This window comes from Caldithrix sp. (genome assembly GCF_056497305.1).
The window spans coordinates 1-19524 of sequence record NZ_JBSMDE010000179.1; the positions used below are offsets into that span (position 1 = coordinate 1).

Consider the following 19524-nt stretch of genomic DNA (forward strand, 5'->3'; position numbering starts at 1 on the left):
TTTTAGGGAGGACGTGTTGAAGAATTGGTTTAAATTATTTCTGCGAATATCTGCTAAATCTGCGCGAAATATAATTGTGATTAAAACAGTTTCTATCACTTTTGGTTGCGGCTATGCTGCCTTAGAAAATTATTTCGATACTTATTGTACAAACGGTCTTTGCCGCTAAAGCTGTAAAGTAGGTCCCGTAGGGACAGAATGAGATTAGCCCACCGTTTCAACGGCGGGTAAAACAAAACACAAAAAACATTAATCATCCCTGCGATCCGAGATAGGAAACCGTTTCAACGGTTTACGCTAAATAGAACAAAAAAAACGCAAAACATAGATTGTCCCTGCAGGAATGACCTGCTCCATAACGGACTGTTTGAAAATCGGGCTGTTCTTGCCCTAATTATTTCCATGAATGAGGAGAAGAAGGAGGGGGAGAGAGCGCAGTCCTTAAAATTTAATTTTTACTTCCTCCACTTTTAAATCCTCCCTTTACATTTTTATTTTCAATTTGTGCAATTTTTTACGATATTCACCTCTGTTTTATTTGTTCCATTGAATTAATCGGAGGGAAAAATGTCCAAAATTCTGAACCACGTAAAACCTGGTGTACTGACCGGAGAAGACGTGCAGACCGTTTTTAAAATTGCCAAACAAGAAGGCTTTGCTTTACCGGCTGTTAATGTGGTGGGAACCAATTCGGTTAACGCTGTGCTGGAAGCCGCCCGCGAAGTAAATTCCCCGGTAATCATTCAGTTTTCTAATGGAGGAGCTTCTTTTTTTGCTGGTAAGGGCCTGTCCAACGAAAACCAACAGGCCGCCATTGCCGGTGCAGTGTCCGGCGCACGACACATTCATCAGATGGCCGAACTCTACGGTGTGCCGGTGATTGTACACACCGATCACGCCGCCAAAAAACTTCTACCCTGGGTCGATGGCCTGCTTAAAGCCAATGAAGAACATTTTGCTCAAACTGGTAAGCCTCTGTTTAGCTCGCACATGCTCGATCTTTCCGAAGAACCTCTGGAAGAAAACGTGGCTACTTCCGTGCAATTTCTGGAACGCATGGCCAAAATGGGCATGACCCTGGAAATCGAATTGGGTGTGACCGGCGGAGAAGAAGATGGCGTGGATAATACCGGCGTGGACAGTAAAAAGCTGTACACTCAACCAGAAGAAGTAGCCTATGCCTACGAAAAATTGATGGCTGTGAGTCCCAATTTTACAATTGCCGCTGCTTTTGGCAATGTACATGGCGTTTACAAACCGGGTAATGTGGTGTTGCGCCCCATTATTCTCAAAAATTCTCAGGAATACGTCAAACAAAAATTCAATACCGATGAAAAACCCGTGAGCTTTGTTTTTCATGGCGGTTCAGGCTCCAGTCTGGAAGAAATTCGTGAAGCCATATCCTATGGGGTGGTTAAAATGAATATTGACACCGATACCCAGTGGGCCTTCTGGAATGGGGTGCGTCAATACTACAAAAAATATGAAGGTTACCTACAAGGCCAGATCGGCAATCCTGAAGGAGAAGACAAGCCCAACAAAAAATATTACGATCCGCGCAAGTGGTTGCGGGCTGCTGAAAAATCAATGATCGAGCGGCTGAAAAAGGCATTTGAAGATTTAAACTGCGTAAACAGAAACTAAAAAATTTGGGCCGGCTTTTGCCGGCCTGTTTTTTTCCATGAATAGACTTGAGCTGAACCAACCATTATTTGACCAGGCCATTGAAAAACTCACAAAACAGGATCACATCCTGAAAGCTGTGCTTCAAAAATTTGGAGCTCGGCCTTTCTGGCAATGTCCACCAGGTTTCGCCACACTGATTCAGATCATCTTAGAGCAACAGGTTTCTCTGGCCTCTGCAAAAGCTGTTTTTACCCGATTGAAAGAAGCATTGGGACAAATATCCACCAGAGCCATCCATCAGGCCGGAGAGGGCGGACTGCGCCAATTAGGAGTTAGCACGCTACTGCTATCTTCTGGCGGAACAGGTGGAAAGCGGCAAGTTCGATTTTGAATACTTGCATCAGCTGGACAATCAAACCGCTCTGGCTTATTTGTGCCAGTTAAAAGGCGTGGGACGCTGGACAGCCGAAGTCTATTTGTTGATGGCCATGCGCCGCGCTGACATTTTTCCGGCCGGAGATCTGGCATTGATCAAAGCCATCTCTCAATTGTACCAGCTAGATGGTCAGTCAGAAACTGAAAAACTGCGTCAACTCAGTGAAACCTGGAAACCCAACCGCGCTGTTGCCGCCCGTATGCTCTGGCATTACTATTTGAGTCAGTAGTCTGGATTTTTGCCGTAAAGGTTTTCTATTTAATCAAAATGATTTTTCTGATTTGCCTAAAATTTTCACTCTGCATTAAAAGAAAATAAAGCCCGCTGGCCAATGACCATTTTCTGGAATCAATGAGTAGTTGATGGCGCCCGGCAGGCAATTTACCCGTCCGCCATCTTTTAATCTGCCCCCCTCTGATATCGAACAAACGAAATTCAACCTGCTGACTTACCGGCAATCCAAACTCTAAGCGCGTGACCGGATTAAAGGGATTGGGGAAATTTTGAGACAAGTAAAATTTTTGCGGAATGGAGCTGCGATTTGCTGTTTCCAGATGTGTCAGAATGCGAAGATCGATTCTTAGCGAATCAAGAACCCAGGAACCTGAATCATCCCAAACCTGCACAAAGAACCAGCCACTGGCGGCCTGATGGCGCCTATTGAACAAACGCAGCATGCCGGTTTGTTGTTCAAATGAAAATTCCAGTGAATCCAAAGTGGACCAGAATTGGTAGGTCAAAAGAGAATCTGCGGTTTCCAGGTCTTCAAAGTAGTCCCAGATCATTAACTGAGCGGAAGAGTCGGCGTAAATAATCAAAGAGTCGGGTAAAGCGCGTTCCAGGAATGGCGGATCATTTACCGGTAGAATGTGAACCTGGAAGGTGTCCTTGGCCGTTAAACCAATTTGATCGCGGCCCGTCAAATAGACCTCTGCCTGACCGAAAAAATTTTCCTTCCCTTTAATAAACAGGGAATCGTGAACCATCTTTTGTAAAATATTCGATTGATTCGCTTTGGCGCTGAAATTCAATTTAGAGGTGCTGTCCTGGTCGCAAAAGATGCTGTCCAATTTGGCAGCTAAATGCCAGTCTGCGTCTTCTAAAAGTGTTATATCGGCAGCCGGCCGGCAAACATAGGGAGGGAATTTGCTGTAAATGTACTGCGCTCGGGTTAAGGTGTCGGCGCCGGCCGGACCGCTTACGATCAGAGTAACATCAAAATGTCCTGGCTGCTGATAGATATGAATGGGATTAGCCACAGTGTCTGTCTGACCATCGCCAAAATCCCACAACCAATGAGCAATGTCTCCGGTGGATTGATCGGTAAAATTCACTTTCAAGGGTACTTTTCCTGCGGTTGTGCTGGCTTTAAATCCGGCCTTAATTTCTGAGAACTCGTAAGCCCCAATATCAACCGCTACCGTCCCATCGCGATTACCGTCCATGAGGCGCGGTTTGCCGGCCACATCAGTGGCCGGAAGCGTAATTAAAGAATTATCTGTGGTACCGCGATCGATTGCTTTGGCCCCTGAGACCAGGGCATAATAATGTGGCCATTGTTTTTTAAAATTTGTTTTTGTGGCATATTGAGTAAACCCCACATCACTTACCGGGGAAAGAAAATAGGAATGGTCGGTCAAAGAATATGAAATGGATGGCGTGCTGTTATCGTCTGTCGGAAAAGAAAAGTCGTGATTGTTCGCGGCAAACAAAATATTGGTTAAAACAGAGGATGTGGAACTGCACCGGATGGCTGTGTTATTATCGGCTAAAGTCAGATTTCCAATGTCCGGGCTGCATTGATCCAGTTCGAGGCCCACAGTACAATGGTAAATCACATTGCCCACCAGTTTAGCGTAAGATTGATCGCAATAAATGCCCACGGTCTGGTAACCTAAACGATTATTTACGATTTGCGGAACAGCAAAACCACTGCTTATTTTAATGCCTGTCGAATCCTGATGACTGATCAGATTATCGTGAATGCTGGGTTGAAAAATACCGTCGATGAAAATACCGTGCCTACCGTTAAAGCGGATGGTGTTGAATTTCAATTCAGGTTGAGGAAATTTTTCAGCCTGATTCATCACAATCCCGTTCAGGACATTGTTTTCAAGCGTACAAAAAGCCAGAAGAGGATTGGCGGCGCCTTGAATTTGCACACCATTCCCGGCATTGTCTGCAATCCTGCAATGCTGGACTTCGTTAGCTGCTCCGCTTAAGGAGAGCGCAGCGTTAAAACTTTGACCGTTGAGGCTGTCCAAGCGGTAGGCTCGTGAAATTCGGACATATTTTAGCGTACTACCCAGGCTATCCGGATCACTGATGATTAAGCCAGCCCAGTACCTGGACGGGTCGTTCGTCGTAAAAATAATGGAATCGTTCTGACTACCGATAGCAGTTAAATGGCCTTTAACCTGAAGGAATCCGCTATCAAATTCAGGTCGGCTGTAGTCGAAATGGCTACCGCCGGGAAAAAGCACCTCAACGCCTGCTTCAATTTCCAGGCTGGAATCTTTGTCAACAAATGCAGCGCCTCTTATTTCCACCGGGCTGCCTTCTCTGGACCAACGGCCGGAAACAGACAAACCCGAGCGCACAATGATGTGATCACTGATGATGAAGGTGGTGTCGCTGACATCGGCAAGGGCTGGGTCCTCCGTAGCGGTCAGACGCAATAAGCATTGCTCTGAATTTACCACAGGAATGCTCCAGTCAAAATATTTTTCATTGCCATCAATCGAGGTGATGGGCGTCCAGTTGCTACCGGCATCGCTTGAATAGTCAATGGAAATTCCACCAACGCTACCTGCCCAGCGAATGGTTTCATGGGCGCTTTGTAACAGCGATTCATTTCCATTGGGCTGTTCCAGTCGTAGAAAATCAGCTTTTCTTTCCAGGGCGCCCAGATCGATACGCCCATGGGCCACACGCGCCTGGCCCTGCAGATCCAGTGCAGTGTGTTCAAACAGGGAAGTATCGACTATGCCGCTATTTACAGCCCAGGAATTACCGGCAAGGTTGTAGTTTTGGTGATCCATATCCACAAATTGGGGATTTTTCCCTAAAAAGTTTTTGCCTACAACCTGAACCTGTTCTCCTAAAACTTTACTCTGCACCAGGCAATGATCAATGGTGATCAGGCTAAATTTACCGATTTCTAAGTCTTTTTTATTGGCGTAAAAAATGGAATTGCGTATTTGTGGCTGGCTGTTTAGTCCGCAATCCAGACCGGCCTGGCCATTAGACGCCACCGTACAATTGGTGATTTGTAAATCGCATTCAGAAATACAGCGCAATCCATTCTGCAAATTATCATTAATCAGGCAGTTGATCAGATGAACGTCAGCGCTTTTTATGTACAGGCCATCATTAAAATTATTGGACAGCTGGCAATTTTCCAGGCGGATGGGCGCGGAGACGACGCTTAGCGCGCCGAAATAATCTAACCAATTTTGCAGATATTTAATGTGTGATGCGTATTCGATCTTGCAATAGCGTAAAAACGACGAATCGCCGGCCGTTTCATCGAAAAAGAGCAAGCCCCAGTTACCGGTATCTCCCTGCCGACTAAAAACAACCAGGCTATCCGGTTTACCTGTAACCTGCAGAGTTCCTTGAATTCGCAGAAAGCCCAAATCAAACAGCGGGTTAACATAGTCGTGATTTTCACCTGTTTTAAATTCTATCCGTACGCCTGGTTCAATCAGCAAAGTTTCATTTTCCGGAACAATGGCTTCGCCATTGATCAGATAAGGGGAGTGCGCGGCATCCCAGACGCCGAAAACCTGGCTCTGGTCAGGAATAATGGTCTGGCAAAAAAGCTGAAAATAATAAGGGATGAAAAACAAGGCCAGCCAAAATAAGGATTGTTTCATGTTGCTTACTCCTGAACGTTTAGTCCATCCAGCTAAAAAAGTGCCAATCCAAAAAGCAAAGAGGTTAAAAATGCATTGCCGCAATCAAAAAGACAAAGGCCCCAGGGAATGACTTAAAATAAGTGGCTTTTCCGTATTGGGTATTGAGCTGTTACACAAATAAGCGGTTAAAATTAGCTTGATCAACTTTATTTTTTTATGAAAAACACGGCGATCAGTAATAGTATCTTAAGGGGAACAGGGATTACTATATACAACAACCAATATATGTTCGGCTACTCATTCTGGAGTCTGGATAAAAATACAGCTGATCGGCACATATTCTGGTTTTCTCTTCTGAACATATTCTGTTCAATTCTGATAAATGGTATTTGAAAAGTTTATGAAGTGTTTAAACTGGTCGAAGTTTAAACACCAGAAGCCCTCATAAAGTCCTCCTCATAATTAGGTGGAAAGTGGCTCTATCGTTAAGACAGAGCCACTTTTTTTTTCTATTTGACATTCCAATAACCATATTACAACGCATTTTTGCATACATTTAATCAAGCATTACTATTTGTGCACCTATTTCTCTGTTATGTTTGATAGTATGATGAAAAAACTAATGTAGTTCAAAATGTAACCGATATTAGACAAAACTAATTTTTTAAAAAAAGAGTCTGTATTATGAAAACAAAAAAGATTTACCTACTCACTCTTTTATTCCTGCTTTTTACCGTAGAATATAGTCGTACCAATACCTCGCAAACTAAATTGGACCAACCTTTTTGCATAGCTAAGGATTTTTTTGATCGGGCAGAAAATTTATTTAACCAACAACTTTACGACAGCTCGGCCAGTTATTTTCTAAAAACCCTGGAAATGGTCGACCCCATTCAAAATGCAGCCCTGGTAACCAGGATTTATTTACGCCTGTCACAGATAGAGCAAAAATCGAACGGTAATTACCTGGCCTTAAAATATGCCAGGTTGGCGCTCAAACAATGTACACATCTAAACGATAAACACCTGCTGGCGCGTGCGTATCATTTAACTGGTAGAATTTATTGGCACCTGGGGCAGTACAATCAAGCATTAACATATTATTTACAGGCAAAATCCTTTTATACGCGCTTCAATGAAAAAGAACCTTTAAGTGGAATTTATAATACCATCGGCACCATTCAATGGTCATTAGGCAATTTCGACCTTGCTCTGGAAAACTATAAAATCGCTTTAAGTCTTTCGAAATCACTCAACAATGTGGAAAGGCAGGCGCGTATTCTGAATAATATCGGGCTGGTCTATCAAAGCTGGAAGCGCTGGGAAGAGGCTCTTTCCTATTACAAACAGGGACTAAAGCTGTCAGTCGACTCTACCAAACACTTTGGCTACACCTATTCTAAAATAAATATCGGTTTGATTTCCATGGAACTGGGGCACTATGATAAAGCATTACGTTTATTGCATGGGGCTAAACGCTATTTCGAACAATCGAATGATGTTGCCGGCCAGGCCTTTGTTAATAAATATCTTGGCGACGTGTCTGTAAAAGCGGGGCGTATTGCTGAGGGGTTTAAATATTACCACGTCTCGTTAAATTTTGCCAGGCAGGCCCAAAACAATTATCGAATTTGCGAAGCCCTGCTGAGTATTGGCCAGAATCACTTTAGAAAAAATGAGTTCCGGAGGGCTGAAAATTATTTAACTCAAAGCCTGTCTATTGCAAAACGTGAAGGATATAAAAAAATTACCTATCAGATTTACGAGATTTTAGCTCAGTTAAAAAAGGCAGAACACCAATATGGTAAAGGATTTTACTTTTTAAATAAGGCCATAGGTTTAAAAGATAGCTTGTTTAACGAACAAAAACTGGCGGCTCTCAGTGATATTCAATTAAAACTGGACCTGGATGAAAAAGAGAGAGAAAACGTCCTGTTAAAAAATAAAAACCTGCGCTCTGAATGGCAGCTTGAAACAGCGCGCATGGTACGCATCGGCTTATCCATGTCCATTCTGTTTGCTTTGATTCTTATTTTTCTACTCTGGCACAGATGGAATTTCATTCGGAAAGTAAATTCTGAGTTAGAAGAGCAAAACGAGAATATAAAACAGGTCAATACAGAGAAAGAGGCGTTAATTCAGCAATTAAAAGGAGCTCTGGCTAAAATTTCAACGCTTCAGAGCTTGTTGCCCATCTGTTCTAATTGTAAAAAAATCCGCGACGACGAAGGGTACTGGCAATCCGTTGAAGGGTATATTTCTGCTCATTCACATGTAAAATTTTCTCACGGTCTATGCCCCGATTGTGCGCAGGAGCTTTATCCTGAGATTTTCAACAAAAAAAATAAGAGTTCAGTATAAAAACCACGAATTTCACGGATTAACACGAAGATATTTGATGTAATTTAAATAAAAACAATAGGCAAATTTAAATAAAATTCGATAATAATACCTTTTTAGAGTGGACTCAAATAAAAAATAATAAACCATCCCACCATTTGTGGCACACAGCTTCAGTGCTGTTCTTCACAAAAGATATTTTTCCGAAATGATTGAAAATATCTGAATAGTCCGGTGCATGTTTTCTCTTTTGCTTTTTTCCTGCGAAAAATTTAATTTGCAAATAAAAAATACGTAAAGCGAATTTATGGAAGATCATTTTTTTTTAAAGCAACAAAGCCTTGGGGCGCTTCTTTTTGATTTGCACAATGGAAGAATTCTCGCTGTTAATAAACGTGCTGAACAGATATTGAATAAAAAGAAAGAGATCATTGTTAAGAAGGGAATTGCTTTTTTTTTACCAGAACATTTCACGCTGTCTAAAAGCCACTTCGCTACTACAGGCATCATCTGGGAAGGTTTTCTTGCCCTGAACCAGGAACAACTTTTTATTTCCATATTTAATGATGGCACGACTGGTGTTGTATCCATCTTCGCTTTACCTACCTTGAGGCCAGAAAATAGTTTTTTGTTTATGCTGCGCATGCTGGTGAGCAGCCTCGATTTCGATGGATTGGTTCTGGATTTACAGGGCAACATCAAGCAAATTACCCGAGGATTTGCCGAAGTTCTGAAGTATGACGATAGAGAGCTCTTAGGCAGGCAGGTAACAGAAGTTTTGATTCCTGATTCGCAAAAAGAGTACTGGCGCCTTTTTTTTAAACAACTCAGGGAAGAGCAGAGCGTTGTGCCCATGTTCCAGATGCAGATGAAAATGAAGGATGGTCAGAAGAAAGAGTTTGTATTTCATAACAGCCTGATAACGGATGCAGCTGGACATGCCGTGGGCACGCTTAGCCTTTGTCTGGAATATTCTTATCTTACCAATAAAATTTTACGCAGAGGAGTGTCAGGCAGATTAGTAGATATCATTGCCCGCATCTCTTCCATGTTTGCCCAAAGTCCGTCTTACAAACTGGATGATTGCATCAATGATACGTTAAAACTGGTAGGTGAATATGCCCAGGTGGATCGCAGTTATGTTTTTCTTTTCAGAGACAATTTAAAGGTCATGGATAATACACATGAATGGTGCGCGCCTGGCGTTGAACCGCAAATCGAAAACCTGCAGGGATTGCCTTCAAAAATAGTGCCCTGGTGGATGAAATATCTGCTCAGAAATGAAATCATTCATATTCCTAAAGTAAGCGCCCTGCCAGAAGAAGCCTCCAATGAAAAAGAGATTTTGGAGGCTCAGGATATCAAATCGCTCATTGTGGTTCCCATGACAGAGGGAGAGACGTTAATCGGTTTTATCGGATTTGATTCCGTACAACGTCCCAAATTCTGGAGCAATGAAGATATTAATCTTTTAAAAATTGTTTCCAGCGTATTTGTAAGTTCTTTGATCCGAAAAAATGCAGAACTGACCCTGGCCGATACCGAAAAACGCTACCGAACCATTTTCTCTCTCGCTCCAGATTTGCTGGTCGTGCTGGATTACCAGGCTCATATCCTCTCTCTGAATCCCGCTTTTAAAAGAATAACCGGCCTTGAAATTGAGACCGTTTTGAAAAAAACATTCAGTCATTTGTTAATTGAGAAAGAACGGACGACGTTCGCCAGGAATTTTAAAATTTGTTTAAAAGAGGGAACCCCGCTTTCCAGGGAATACCATTTAAAAAGTAAAAATGGCGTGGCGATCGTCGACCTTAAGCTGGTTCCGCTCACCGAAAGGGGGAAGATTGTAGGTGTTTTTGGTATCGGGCGGGACATCACCGAGAAGAAATCATTGGAAAAAAATTTGCGAGAAGCGGAACGGCTAAAATCAATCGGAACACTGGCCGGAGGTATTGCCCACGATTTTAACAACATCCTGAACATTTTATTGAGTAATTATTCCATACTAAAAAATGCATTAACCAATGTTGATCAGGATATCTCTGAGTCGTTCGATCTGATCAGGCAGGCCATTGAACGCGGCAAAAATCTGGTTCAAAATCTATTAACCTTTGCCAGCAAAAAAGAGCCTATTCCCGTTACTCTTGACTTGAATAACGAAGTCAGGCATGTGGTTAAACTTTTACAACAAACCACCACCCGATCCATCCATTTCAATTTAAAGCTTACGCCTGATGCGTTGTGGATTTCATTCGATCAAATTCAGTTGCATCAGGTTATCTTGAACCTATGCCTCAACGCCATCGATGCTATTTTGGCCAGGAGGCCCCAGGGCACGGTTATTATTCGTACGCGGAAGGTATCCGGAGCAGCCATCCCTCCTGATGCAGACAGCGCTAAACAGTCCACGTTTTGTTTGTTGGAGGTGGAAGATGATGGCATCGGTATTGATCCTGAAACACAAAAATTTCTATTCGATCCTTTTTTTACGACAAAGCGCAGGGGTACAGGGCTTGGTTTGTCCGTGGTGTTTGGCAGTATCAAGAGTTTTGGAGGCAAAATTAGTTTGAAGAGCAAACCGGGTGTAGGTACAACATTTCAAATTGTGTTGCCCCTGATCAAAGGCGAAAAACGTGCCCCAAAACCAATTAGCAAGCAGCCGCCCTCTGAGAAGTTCTCTGCCCCGCCGGGAACCAGAATCGTCCTGGTCGAAGATGATGTGACTTTAAATAAAATGCTCACTTTTGTTCTAAAACGCTTTGGTTTCCAGGTCGAGCAAATTTTTGACGGTAGCAAAGCCCTGGATTATTTATTAGAAACGGCTGACAAGATTGATGCGCTGATCCTCGATTTTGATTTACCAGGTAAAAACGGCTGGCAAATTGCACAGCCCTTGTTACAGTCCAAAAGGAATTTAAAAATAATCATCACCAGCGGATATCTGTTACCGGAGATCCGAACTCAAATTCGGAAAAACAAGGGGGTACGGGTGATAGAAAAACCTTTCGAACCCGAACAGCTTTTAGAAGTATTGAAAGGGTTGATCAGTTCCAGATAAAAAGGTCTGATATATGCAAACAGAGATTTTGGTGGTTGGCGCCAGTACCAGCGGCGTGTGCGCTGCCATTCAGGCGGCGCGAATGGGACGACGGGTAACTGTTGTGGAGGAATCGCCCTGGGTGGGCGGTATGCTGACGGCAGCCGGCGTTTCGGCCATTGATGGCAACCATGCATTGCCTTCCGGACTATGGGGCGAATTTCGCGAGCGTTTGTACCAACATTACGGCGGACCACAGGTCGTGGAAACCGGTTGGGTGAGCAACACCCTGTTTGAACCTAAAATCGGAGAAAACATTCTACGCGAAATGTTGTTAAGCTCTGGAGAGGTGCGTCTTATCCATGGCTATTTTCCCGTAGCGGTTCAAATGCAAAATGACACCGTGATAGGTGTGCGCTTTAGCAACCATCAAAAACAACTAATGGAAATCCGTGCTCTGTACACCATCGATGCCACTGAATATGGTGATATCATCGCTTTAAGCGGTGCAGCGTTTCGTTATGGTCGCGAAAGCAGCGGAGAAACGGGAGAACCTGGCGCTCCTGAAAGAGCTGATCGATTTGTTCAGGACCTGACCTATGTGGCTGTTCTGAAAGATTACGGCTCCAGCGTGGACATGACCATTCCCGAGCCACCTGATTACGATCCTCATGAATTTAGAGGTTGTTGTAGTGAATGGACCAATGCCCATCAGAAAAACACAATCGACGCCAAAAAGATGCTGGAGTACGGACGATTGCCAGGCCATAAATTCATGATTAACTGGCCTAAAAACGGCAATGATTATTTCTCTCATCTTGCCATAATGAACCGGGATGAACGCCAGGCTGAGATGGAGAAAAGTAAAGCGATTACCCTGCGTTTTGTTCACTTCATCCAGAAACAGTTGGGCTTTAAAAATCTGGGGCTGGCAGACGATGAATTTCCCACATCGGATCGATTAGCTTTGATTCCTTACATCCGCGAAAGCAGAAGAATGGTAGGAAAAACGACGTTAAAGCTGCAACACCTTTTACATCCCTATTCTGAACAGGCCGCCGGACTTTACAAACAGGGCATTGCTGTGGGAAACTATCCCCTGGATCATCACCATGACAAAGCGGGGATTACCGTTGATGAAACATACGTGCCAATCCCAGCTTTTAATGTTCCTTTTGCCTGTTTGATTCCGAAAAAGATTCGCGGTTTAATGGCCGCCGAAAAGAGCATCTCTGTCACACACATGGTAAATGGTTGCACGCGTTTGCAGCCCGTGGTCATGCAAATTGGCCAGGCTGCGGGAGCAGCAGCCGCTCTGGCCATTCAAAAAAATATTGCGCCACAAAAGTTGAATGTTCGCGAATTACAGGAAATTCTTCTGCAGGCAGGTATGTGGCTCATGCCCTTTACCGACATTACTCCTGAACACTGGGCATTTAAATCGCTTCAGCGCATTGCTTTGTGTGGACTTTTGAAAGGGCAGGGCAGAGCGAGCGGCTGGGCTAACGAATTTAACATTTTTCCTGAAAAACCCATTACCGCCCGGGAAGCGATTGAAGCCTTAAGCACGTTAAAGCCCGATTTTAAGGAAAATAATGATCTCTATTTGAAGCACTCTTTAACGCGCCTGGAGGGCGTGCGTTTGATCTGGCAGTCGCTTGGCTCGCCGAAAAAAAGCATCAATCTGTTTTTAAACGATGTGCAGCATTTTGCCGTTGATTTTATCCTGGCTCAAAATCTGGGCGCGCCGTGGATCGACTTCAAAAATGAGCGGTTTTATCCGAAAGAACCAATGACGCGCTCGATTTTCGCTCATTTGATCGACCATTTGTTCAAACCGTTTGATGAACCGTTATTCATTGACTGAAAAAGACTTAAACATTAACCATTGAGGAGAATATCCCATGCGTCGATTCATTATTTTTATTTTACTCCTGATAACCTTAACTGTGCAGGGCTGGGCTCAGGCTAAACGAGTGGCTGATCCCGATCCTCAGCGTTTTGCAAAAGCAATTGAACAATTTATTCAGTACGACCAAAAAAACAGCTTTCCGGAAAAGGCCACACTCTTTGTGGGAAGTTCAAGTATTCGGATGTGGAAAACGCATCTGTCTTTCCCTAAGATTCCGGTAATCAATCGCGGGTTTGGCGGTTCGCACATTTCCGACGTCCTGTATTTTTACAACGATATTGTCAAAAAGTACCAACCCAGAATCATTGTCTTTTACGCGGGCGACAATGATATTGCTGCCGGTAAATCCGTAGAGCAGGTGGTAGATGACTTTAAAACTTTCGTTAAAAAGGTTGAACACGACCTGCGCCGAACGAAAATAATCTATTTGCCAATTAAGCCCTCGCCGTCCCGCTGGCATTTTTGGCCCACAATGGAAAAAGTAAATCAAGCCATTAAAGCGATGTGTGCTGCCGATTCAGCATTGGACTTTGTGGATACCGCTTCCGTTTTACTGGATGCTTCGGGGCAACCGGATCAAAACCTTTTCATGGAAGACGGGCTGCATTTGAACGAAAAAGGCTACCAGAGGTGGAATGCGCGCATAAAGCCATTTTTGAAATAGAAAGCCCTGCAGATATGATCATAATATTGGAGGGATCATGAATATCGCACTATTAAGCTTTTTCTTCATTTCCACCCACATGTTCACTACAAAGGATTTTTCCCGGAAAAAGAACTTATTTCCACAATTTTGATCCCATTATCTGTAAAAATAACAAAATTAGAGTGAGTTTCTCTCATATTCTGAGCCACAAAAAATTAGACTTGACTAAAAATGAAACGGGGGAGAATAAAATAAACTACTCCCCCGATATTCCCCTCCGAAATTGCTTGGCCTAGGATCCTGCTTTGCTTCCAAAAAATAGAGCCGCCGCAGCTAAGCCCAGATCTTTCAAAAAATTTGTCAATGAGGTCATCATGGTCATCTTGTCCGCAGAAAAAATGCCTTTAAGGTGAATGCTAAGCACAAAAATGAGCAACATAATTGCCAATAAAATCATGGCCAAACGTACCTGTTTATTAAGAATAAGGCTGAGTCCGGCAAGGATGAATCCCAGTCCTGTGATGATTACCCAAAAAATCCCTCCAGGTATTGGAACATAACCTTTCATTGTGGACAGGTTCATGAAATGGTTTAAACCAAAGATAATTAAAATGATGGCAAAAACCCATGTACCGATTTTGGCTAATACTTCTGGCTTCATAACTCCTCCTAACGTTTGATTAAAAATATGTAGAGATTGAGGGGAATAATTATAGTGTTGCAAGTAATAAATCAATTTGCTCACATTGAGCCCTATCATTTTAAATCGATTAAAATATAATAAAGAATTTAATGATGTCAAGATTTTGATAAAAAATGTGCATTTTGGTATGGAGCAATAGGGAGTGATAGATATTACGGTTTTTTTGAGCAAAAGTCGGTGATAATTCTTTTATCTTTTTTAAAGTAGATAATTTCACACATCCCGATAAAACGGATTGAGCTCCATTATTGAAAGAACACCTGGCGATGGGAAAGGGCTTCACCAAGTATACTTTAGCGAATGAGCAACATGCGTTTGCTATCGGTAAAATGATCGGTTTTCAGGCGGTAGATGTAAACACCGCTGGGAACTGCCTTGCCGTTTTCATTGGTGCCATCCCATTGCACCTGATAGGTGCCGCGGGCTTGTTTCGCCTGCACCAGAAGTCGCACGCGCTGACCAAGAGTGTTAAAAATTTCCAGCGACACTGGGACCGTTTCTTTAAGAGAATAGCGTATGGTTGTAACAGGATTAAAAGGATTGGGGAAGTTTTGTTCCAGCGTAAAGGCGAGGGGGCTGAGATGCTCGGATGGCACGGCGGTAATCTTGCCTTCAAAAAAGTCAAAAATCTTATTTAAAAGCGAATCCCGTTTATCGGAATAGTAGATGGTTTCGAAGGGCAGGCCCATGTTAACCAGTTTTCCTTCTGAAGAACCGCCAGGAAAGGTTCCTTCAAAGGCAATGCCTGCAATATTGGATGTGCTTGCCCCCTTGTATTTTAAGACAGAAACCGCGCCATTAACGGGTTTAATGGCATCCGGCCAGTCCACATCAATCGTTCCGTGCGTTCCGTCATCAAAATTGAACTCCACCAGGCCGTCAAACAAACCGCCGGGCACGGGCTGGCATGTGTAAAAGGTTGCTTTTTTCCCATCCGGGGCATCGGCCACATACTGCGCCTTCAAGTAATTATGGTAAAAGCTTTGATCCGTGGCGCTGCCTTTGTAATCCAGATCCCAGCCGATTTCCGACCCACTCACAAGAAGGTATCCACCTTTTTTTAGAAAGTTTTTCACAGAGTCCTGTTCCGCACTACTAAAGGTTTCATCGGCCGTGCTTTCATCGCCCAAAATCCAGATAACAATTGGATAATCGCTCAGTGAAATTTTACCATCGATAACGCTTTCATTAAGTGCATACGAAAAGGCATAGCCCCGTCGAGCCAGGGGGCCTGCGTAGTATTTAATGTAATCGTATCGAATATTGGTACCCCGGTCAAAGCCGTTTACCACCAGAACCTGATGCGGGCTGGCCGAAGGAATACCGGCATATAAATGTTTGGAAAGGCTGGTGGAGCCGGCGGCATTGGCCGCTTTAATCTTAAAATAATAGGTCTCACCTTCGGTAAGGCCATCCACCAGAATTTCATTGCTGCTGGCTTCGGCTGAATCAATAACATTAATACCGTCCTGACTGATGTAAACCACGTAGCGATCGGCGCTTTCCACGGCATCGCATTTGATCAGCAGAGAATTCGCATCCAGTCCCAGCACCATGATATGACCGGGCGTTTGATCCGGCGCAGTGATGTAAAGGGGAATGGAATCGCCGGCTGCAGCGTTGGAGATTTCCGATTCATTCCAGTAGCGGTCAAGCATGGTGGAAAAATAAATGTAACGTCCCTCCTGATAAGGCTGACTTCCGTAAGCATCCACATAGCTAAAAGAATCCTGACCAAAGTGCAGGTTAATGATTTGATCCTTGGTGACATCTAAAGTCGAATCCAACGAACGATAAATCGCAAACCAGTAATTTTTGCTGATGGTATCCGGCGGGGTAATCGCAATCTGGTAGTGCATAGAATCCATTTTGGTTAACCTGAGCGTGGGAGCTGCAGGTCTGGAATTAACGATTAAACCGGTGGCCCTTATTTTGCTTTTACTATTAAAAAAAGAATGGGCTGCCTGTTTCCAGTAATCATGTTTTTCCCAGCTGGCGTAACTGAAAAACTGGAAACCATCGGTCCAGGGTACCTGGCGACTGCGTTCAATAATTTCCTGGTGGTTGTCCCAGACATTATTTTCATCTAACATGTAAGAGCCAGGGCCAACGGTGTAAAGGCGTTGATCCTGAATTCCTTCACTGATCCATTGAGACCAGCAATAAGGACAATTTCCGGTTAGCATGTCATAAAAACTACTACCGCTGAGCCAGTGGTAGTGCATGGGCGTAAGCTGATCGATGTAGCCTTCGTTAAACCACAGGGCGGCATCCTGAAAGACAATATAGTAACCGTTCCAGCCGCTCCAGTTGTATTTGCCCAGAGCAGCCGGCGAAAGCCGCACCCAGGGTTTAACGGCCTGAATGGAATCGTGTAATTGCCGGACAAATTCTGTCACGCCCCAGCGTCTCCAATCTCCCCAGGTGTCAAAACCAGCTGGAACGCCGCCGGAAGCGGGGTGCTCCACATCGTAAATGTAGCGTTTTGTGCCGCTGGTTTTTTCCAGCCGGTTGATGCGTTTCTGCGGGATCACCCCATCCAGAGTTCGTACCTGTTCCAGCAGAGATGGGGCTGTAGCCATGTCATCTTCGGTGTATTCATTCCAGCGCACAAAATCCAGATGTAAGCCGTCAATGTCGTAATTGCGTACAATTTCCATGGCGACCCGAATGGTGTAGGCTCGTACTTCCTCCAGGCCGGGTGAAACACAGCGATGGGCCGTCATAAATTGGCCATCTTCATTGGTGCAAATCCATTCGGGGTGTTCCGCTGCTGGCGAACCTGGCCAGGTGGAGGCCACATGAAAGACATTAAACCAGGCATGAAATTCCAGGCCGCGCTTATGGGCTTCTTGCAAAGCATAATTTAAAGGATCAAAACCCGGATCGGTGTGGTAATTGGCGTAATATCCCCATGGTTCGTATGAGGAAGGGTAGTATGCAGTTCCACTTTGCCGTACCTGCCAGAGCACGGCATTCATGTTCGCTTTTTTGACATTGTCCAGAATCTGGCGAATTTTTGCTTTATTCTGGCTGGCCGAGCGATCGGGACTGATATATTCCCAGGTCACCACCCATAGCGCCCGGAATTCTTCATTGTTTTTAGCAAAAAGATTAAAAGAAAAAAATAAAACAAGAAAAAGAGAGGTTAATGTTCGTTTCATTTCGATTTTCCTCCAGGCAGAATGGGTCAAGAATTTTGGCGATCAACGCAAAAGCAGGGCGCGTTTTGTCAAAACCTGGTTAAAAGCGCGCAATTGAATAAAATAGATACCCGATGCTGCAGGCCTGCCGGAATCGGTCAACCCATCCCAGGTGAAAGAACCGTGCCGGCCATTCAGATGGCGTTGCCGAATGAGCGTGCGCACTTTTTGTCCTTTTAGATCGTAAATCTCCAGGGTCACCTGGCCGGGTTGCGGCAAATCAAAGGCGATTTGCGTGGAAGGATTAAAAGGATTGGGAAAAATGTTGATTTGCCAGTCTTTGGGTGTTGCCGTTTTTGCCAGTACTCCGGAAACGGAATTGCCGTATCCGGGCGAACCTAAATCGCCGGCCGAACCTTCCCAGGGGAGCTGGGAAACGCTCCACAAAGTGGGATCGTTGTTGTCCTGAGTCATTTCTCCGGTAAAATACATGGAGGCGCCGGTGGGATCGGGCCAGTTTGGCCCGCCGTCGTATTCCACGCGATCGATTTCGGTGGTGCCATCGGGGGCAATCAGGACAATTTCGTCTGCGCTGTTGGCCAGATCGAATCCTGAGTACTGATAGGCTACATTTACGCCGCCATTAGTATTTGTGTCCGCGTTGCGCCCCAAAACCAGATACTCCCCGGGTTGAATAATGACGCTCTGACCGATGGTGTGAATATCGGAATCCATGTCTTTAATCGTCCAGCCGTTTAAATCGATGGCCTGATCGCTGGCGTTGTAAATTTCGAACCATTCGCCATTGGAGTCGTAAACGGCATCTGGATTTTGCATGATTTCGGTGATTACAATATCGCCGGGCTGGGCGGTACTACCGCTACTGCCTCCTCCGCCAGTCGTATCCGAAGAGCTTTCAAAATAGGCGCGGCGCACCAGCGTGGAATCCAGAATAAAGGGATTCTCTTTATTGTCCTGGTAAGGAGCAATGCGTTGATTACGTTCCCGTTCTCTGGCGTCCACGGTATCGATATAGTGCCAGGTTCGTAAAGTGTACTTTTGCAACTCAAAGAAACTGGTGTCAAGCTGTTCTTTGTACATGGTGTAAATGTAAAAAATAGCGCGGGCTGCGTCGCCCTTGTGGTCTTCTCTCGGTTCGAACCAGCCATCGTAATCTTTTTCGCTGTATTCATCGATGTGAGAAGTCGGAATGGTGGTTAAGGAGTAGTCATCACGCCACCATTTGTCTGTCTCCTGATCGGGAATATCTTTAAAGGGATCGTTGCTGCGCGAGGAGTTGACCTGTTCGCGGCAGGGGAAAAGGTGGTAAAGGTTGCTTTTCGCATCGCCCACATCCGCGCCATAGCTCTGTGGCCAGGTGTGTTCTGTGTTCATACCTTTGTTGTAGGCATCGGTGCTGGGATCCTGTGATGGATCGATGTAAATAGTGTAGCCGGAGTACACACAGCTTACACTGTCGTTGTAATTGTCGATGACAGAAAACATCACATCGCGCGCTTCATCGTAACTTAGCACAGTAGCCGGTTTGTAGTAGGCACGCAAACTATCTATGAGCTGCTGGCCGGTTAATCCAGGGAAAATGGATTCCTGAGCAGCAAGAGGCAAGACGAAAAGAATGATAAGTAATAATAAACGTTTTGAAAATTTAACCATGACAATCCTTACAAAATTTTTACTAACATATTTTATTGAACGATTATTTCTATTTTCGGCCTGAATCGTCCCTTAACCATAAAATTCGGAAAAAACGGCCAATTTTAACGTCATTTGTTGAATGTGCTGTCCCGGCCTTTAAAATGA

At 44.3% G+C, this 19524-nt stretch carries 11 protein-coding genes; 7 read left to right on the plus strand and 4 right to left on the minus strand.

The window, feature by feature from the left end; genetic code table 11:
• The first annotated feature begins 567 nt into the window (after positions 1-567).
• From fbaA to ACWB0I_RS14715, 3 genes are read left to right on the plus strand one after another with little or no spacing between them, the layout of a single operon-like run.
• Positions 568-1644 carry a class II fructose-bisphosphate aldolase gene (gene fbaA, locus ACWB0I_RS14705; protein WP_479388827.1) on the plus strand — a complete coding sequence of 359 codons (1077 nt, stop codon included), beginning with the start codon at positions 568-570 and terminating at the stop codon, positions 1642-1644.
• Between the two features lie 37 nt (positions 1645-1681).
• Positions 1682-2017 carry a hypothetical protein gene (locus tag ACWB0I_RS14710; protein WP_479388828.1) on the plus strand — a complete coding sequence of 112 codons (336 nt, stop codon included), beginning with the start codon at positions 1682-1684 and terminating at the stop codon, positions 2015-2017.
• Positions 1992-2291: a DNA-3-methyladenine glycosylase family protein gene (locus tag ACWB0I_RS14715; RefSeq protein ID WP_479388829.1), complete on the plus strand. Its 300-nt coding sequence runs from the start codon at positions 1992-1994 to the stop codon at positions 2289-2291. The genes ACWB0I_RS14710 and ACWB0I_RS14715 overlap by 26 nt, the downstream gene beginning before the upstream one ends.
• A gap of 25 nt (positions 2292-2316) precedes the next feature.
• On the opposite strand, the gene ACWB0I_RS14720 is transcribed toward ACWB0I_RS14715, so the two are convergent.
• A complete protein-coding gene (locus tag ACWB0I_RS14720; protein ID WP_479388830.1) occupies positions 2317-5940 on the minus strand; it encodes a right-handed parallel beta-helix repeat-containing protein in 3624 nt (1207 codons plus the stop codon).
• 666 nt (positions 5941-6606) lie between these two features.
• Here ACWB0I_RS14720 and ACWB0I_RS14725 point away from each other — a divergent pair.
• From ACWB0I_RS14725 to ACWB0I_RS14740, 4 genes are all read left to right on the plus strand, one after another.
• Positions 6607-8283, plus strand: coding sequence for a tetratricopeptide repeat protein (locus ACWB0I_RS14725; protein ID WP_479388831.1), 1677 nt, complete (start codon positions 6607-6609; stop codon positions 8281-8283).
• A gap of 286 nt (positions 8284-8569) precedes the next feature.
• Entirely contained in the window at positions 8570-11320 is a 2751-nt protein-coding gene (locus ACWB0I_RS14730; RefSeq protein WP_479388832.1) for a PAS domain S-box protein, read from the plus strand.
• A 13-nt stretch (positions 11321-11333) separates the two neighbouring features.
• Positions 11334-13166 carry an FAD-dependent oxidoreductase gene (locus tag ACWB0I_RS14735; protein ID WP_479388833.1) on the plus strand — a complete coding sequence of 611 codons (1833 nt, stop codon included), beginning with the start codon at positions 11334-11336 and terminating at the stop codon, positions 13164-13166.
• Between the two features lie 37 nt (positions 13167-13203).
• Complete coding sequence (locus tag ACWB0I_RS14740) at positions 13204-13875, plus strand: SGNH/GDSL hydrolase family protein (RefSeq protein WP_479388834.1); 672 nt, start codon at positions 13204-13206, stop codon at positions 13873-13875.
• 274 nt (positions 13876-14149) lie between these two features.
• On the opposite strand, the gene ACWB0I_RS14745 is transcribed toward ACWB0I_RS14740, so the two are convergent.
• The 3 genes from ACWB0I_RS14745 to ACWB0I_RS14755 form a co-directional block, all read right to left on the minus strand.
• Positions 14150-14518, minus strand: a complete 369-nt coding sequence (locus ACWB0I_RS14745) for a DoxX family protein (protein WP_479388835.1) — start codon at positions 14516-14518, stop codon at positions 14150-14152.
• A 335-nt stretch (positions 14519-14853) separates the two neighbouring features.
• Positions 14854-17724 (minus strand): family 10 glycosylhydrolase, encoded by a 2871-nt coding sequence (locus tag ACWB0I_RS14750; RefSeq protein WP_479388836.1) that lies wholly within the window; start codon positions 17722-17724, stop codon positions 14854-14856.
• A gap of 42 nt (positions 17725-17766) precedes the next feature.
• A complete protein-coding gene (locus ACWB0I_RS14755) occupies positions 17767-19377 on the minus strand; it encodes a lamin tail domain-containing protein (protein ID WP_479388837.1) in 1611 nt (536 codons plus the stop codon).
• Between the last annotated feature and the right edge of the window lie 147 nt (positions 19378-19524).

Coding starts and splice junctions, on each gene's coding strand:
- fbaA (WP_479388827.1), top strand. CDS start 568: ATGTCCAAAATTCTGAACCACGTAAAACCTGGTGTACTGACCGGAGAA.
- ACWB0I_RS14710 (WP_479388828.1), top strand. CDS start 1,682: ATGAATAGACTTGAGCTGAACCAACCATTATTTGACCAGGCCATTGAA.
- ACWB0I_RS14720 (WP_479388830.1), bottom strand. CDS start 5,940: ATGAAACAATCCTTATTTTGGCTGGCCTTGTTTTTCATCCCTTATTAT.
- ACWB0I_RS14725 (WP_479388831.1), top strand. CDS start 6,607: ATGAAAACAAAAAAGATTTACCTACTCACTCTTTTATTCCTGCTTTTT.
- ACWB0I_RS14730 (WP_479388832.1), top strand. CDS start 8,570: ATGGAAGATCATTTTTTTTTAAAGCAACAAAGCCTTGGGGCGCTTCTT.
- ACWB0I_RS14735 (WP_479388833.1), top strand. CDS start 11,334: ATGCAAACAGAGATTTTGGTGGTTGGCGCCAGTACCAGCGGCGTGTGC.
- ACWB0I_RS14740 (WP_479388834.1), top strand. CDS start 13,204: ATGCGTCGATTCATTATTTTTATTTTACTCCTGATAACCTTAACTGTG.
- ACWB0I_RS14745 (WP_479388835.1), bottom strand. CDS start 14,518: ATGAAGCCAGAAGTATTAGCCAAAATCGGTACATGGGTTTTTGCCATC.
- ACWB0I_RS14750 (WP_479388836.1), bottom strand. CDS start 17,724: ATGAAACGAACATTAACCTCTCTTTTTCTTGTTTTATTTTTTTCTTTT.
- ACWB0I_RS14755 (WP_479388837.1), bottom strand. CDS start 19,377: ATGGTTAAATTTTCAAAACGTTTATTATTACTTATCATTCTTTTCGTC.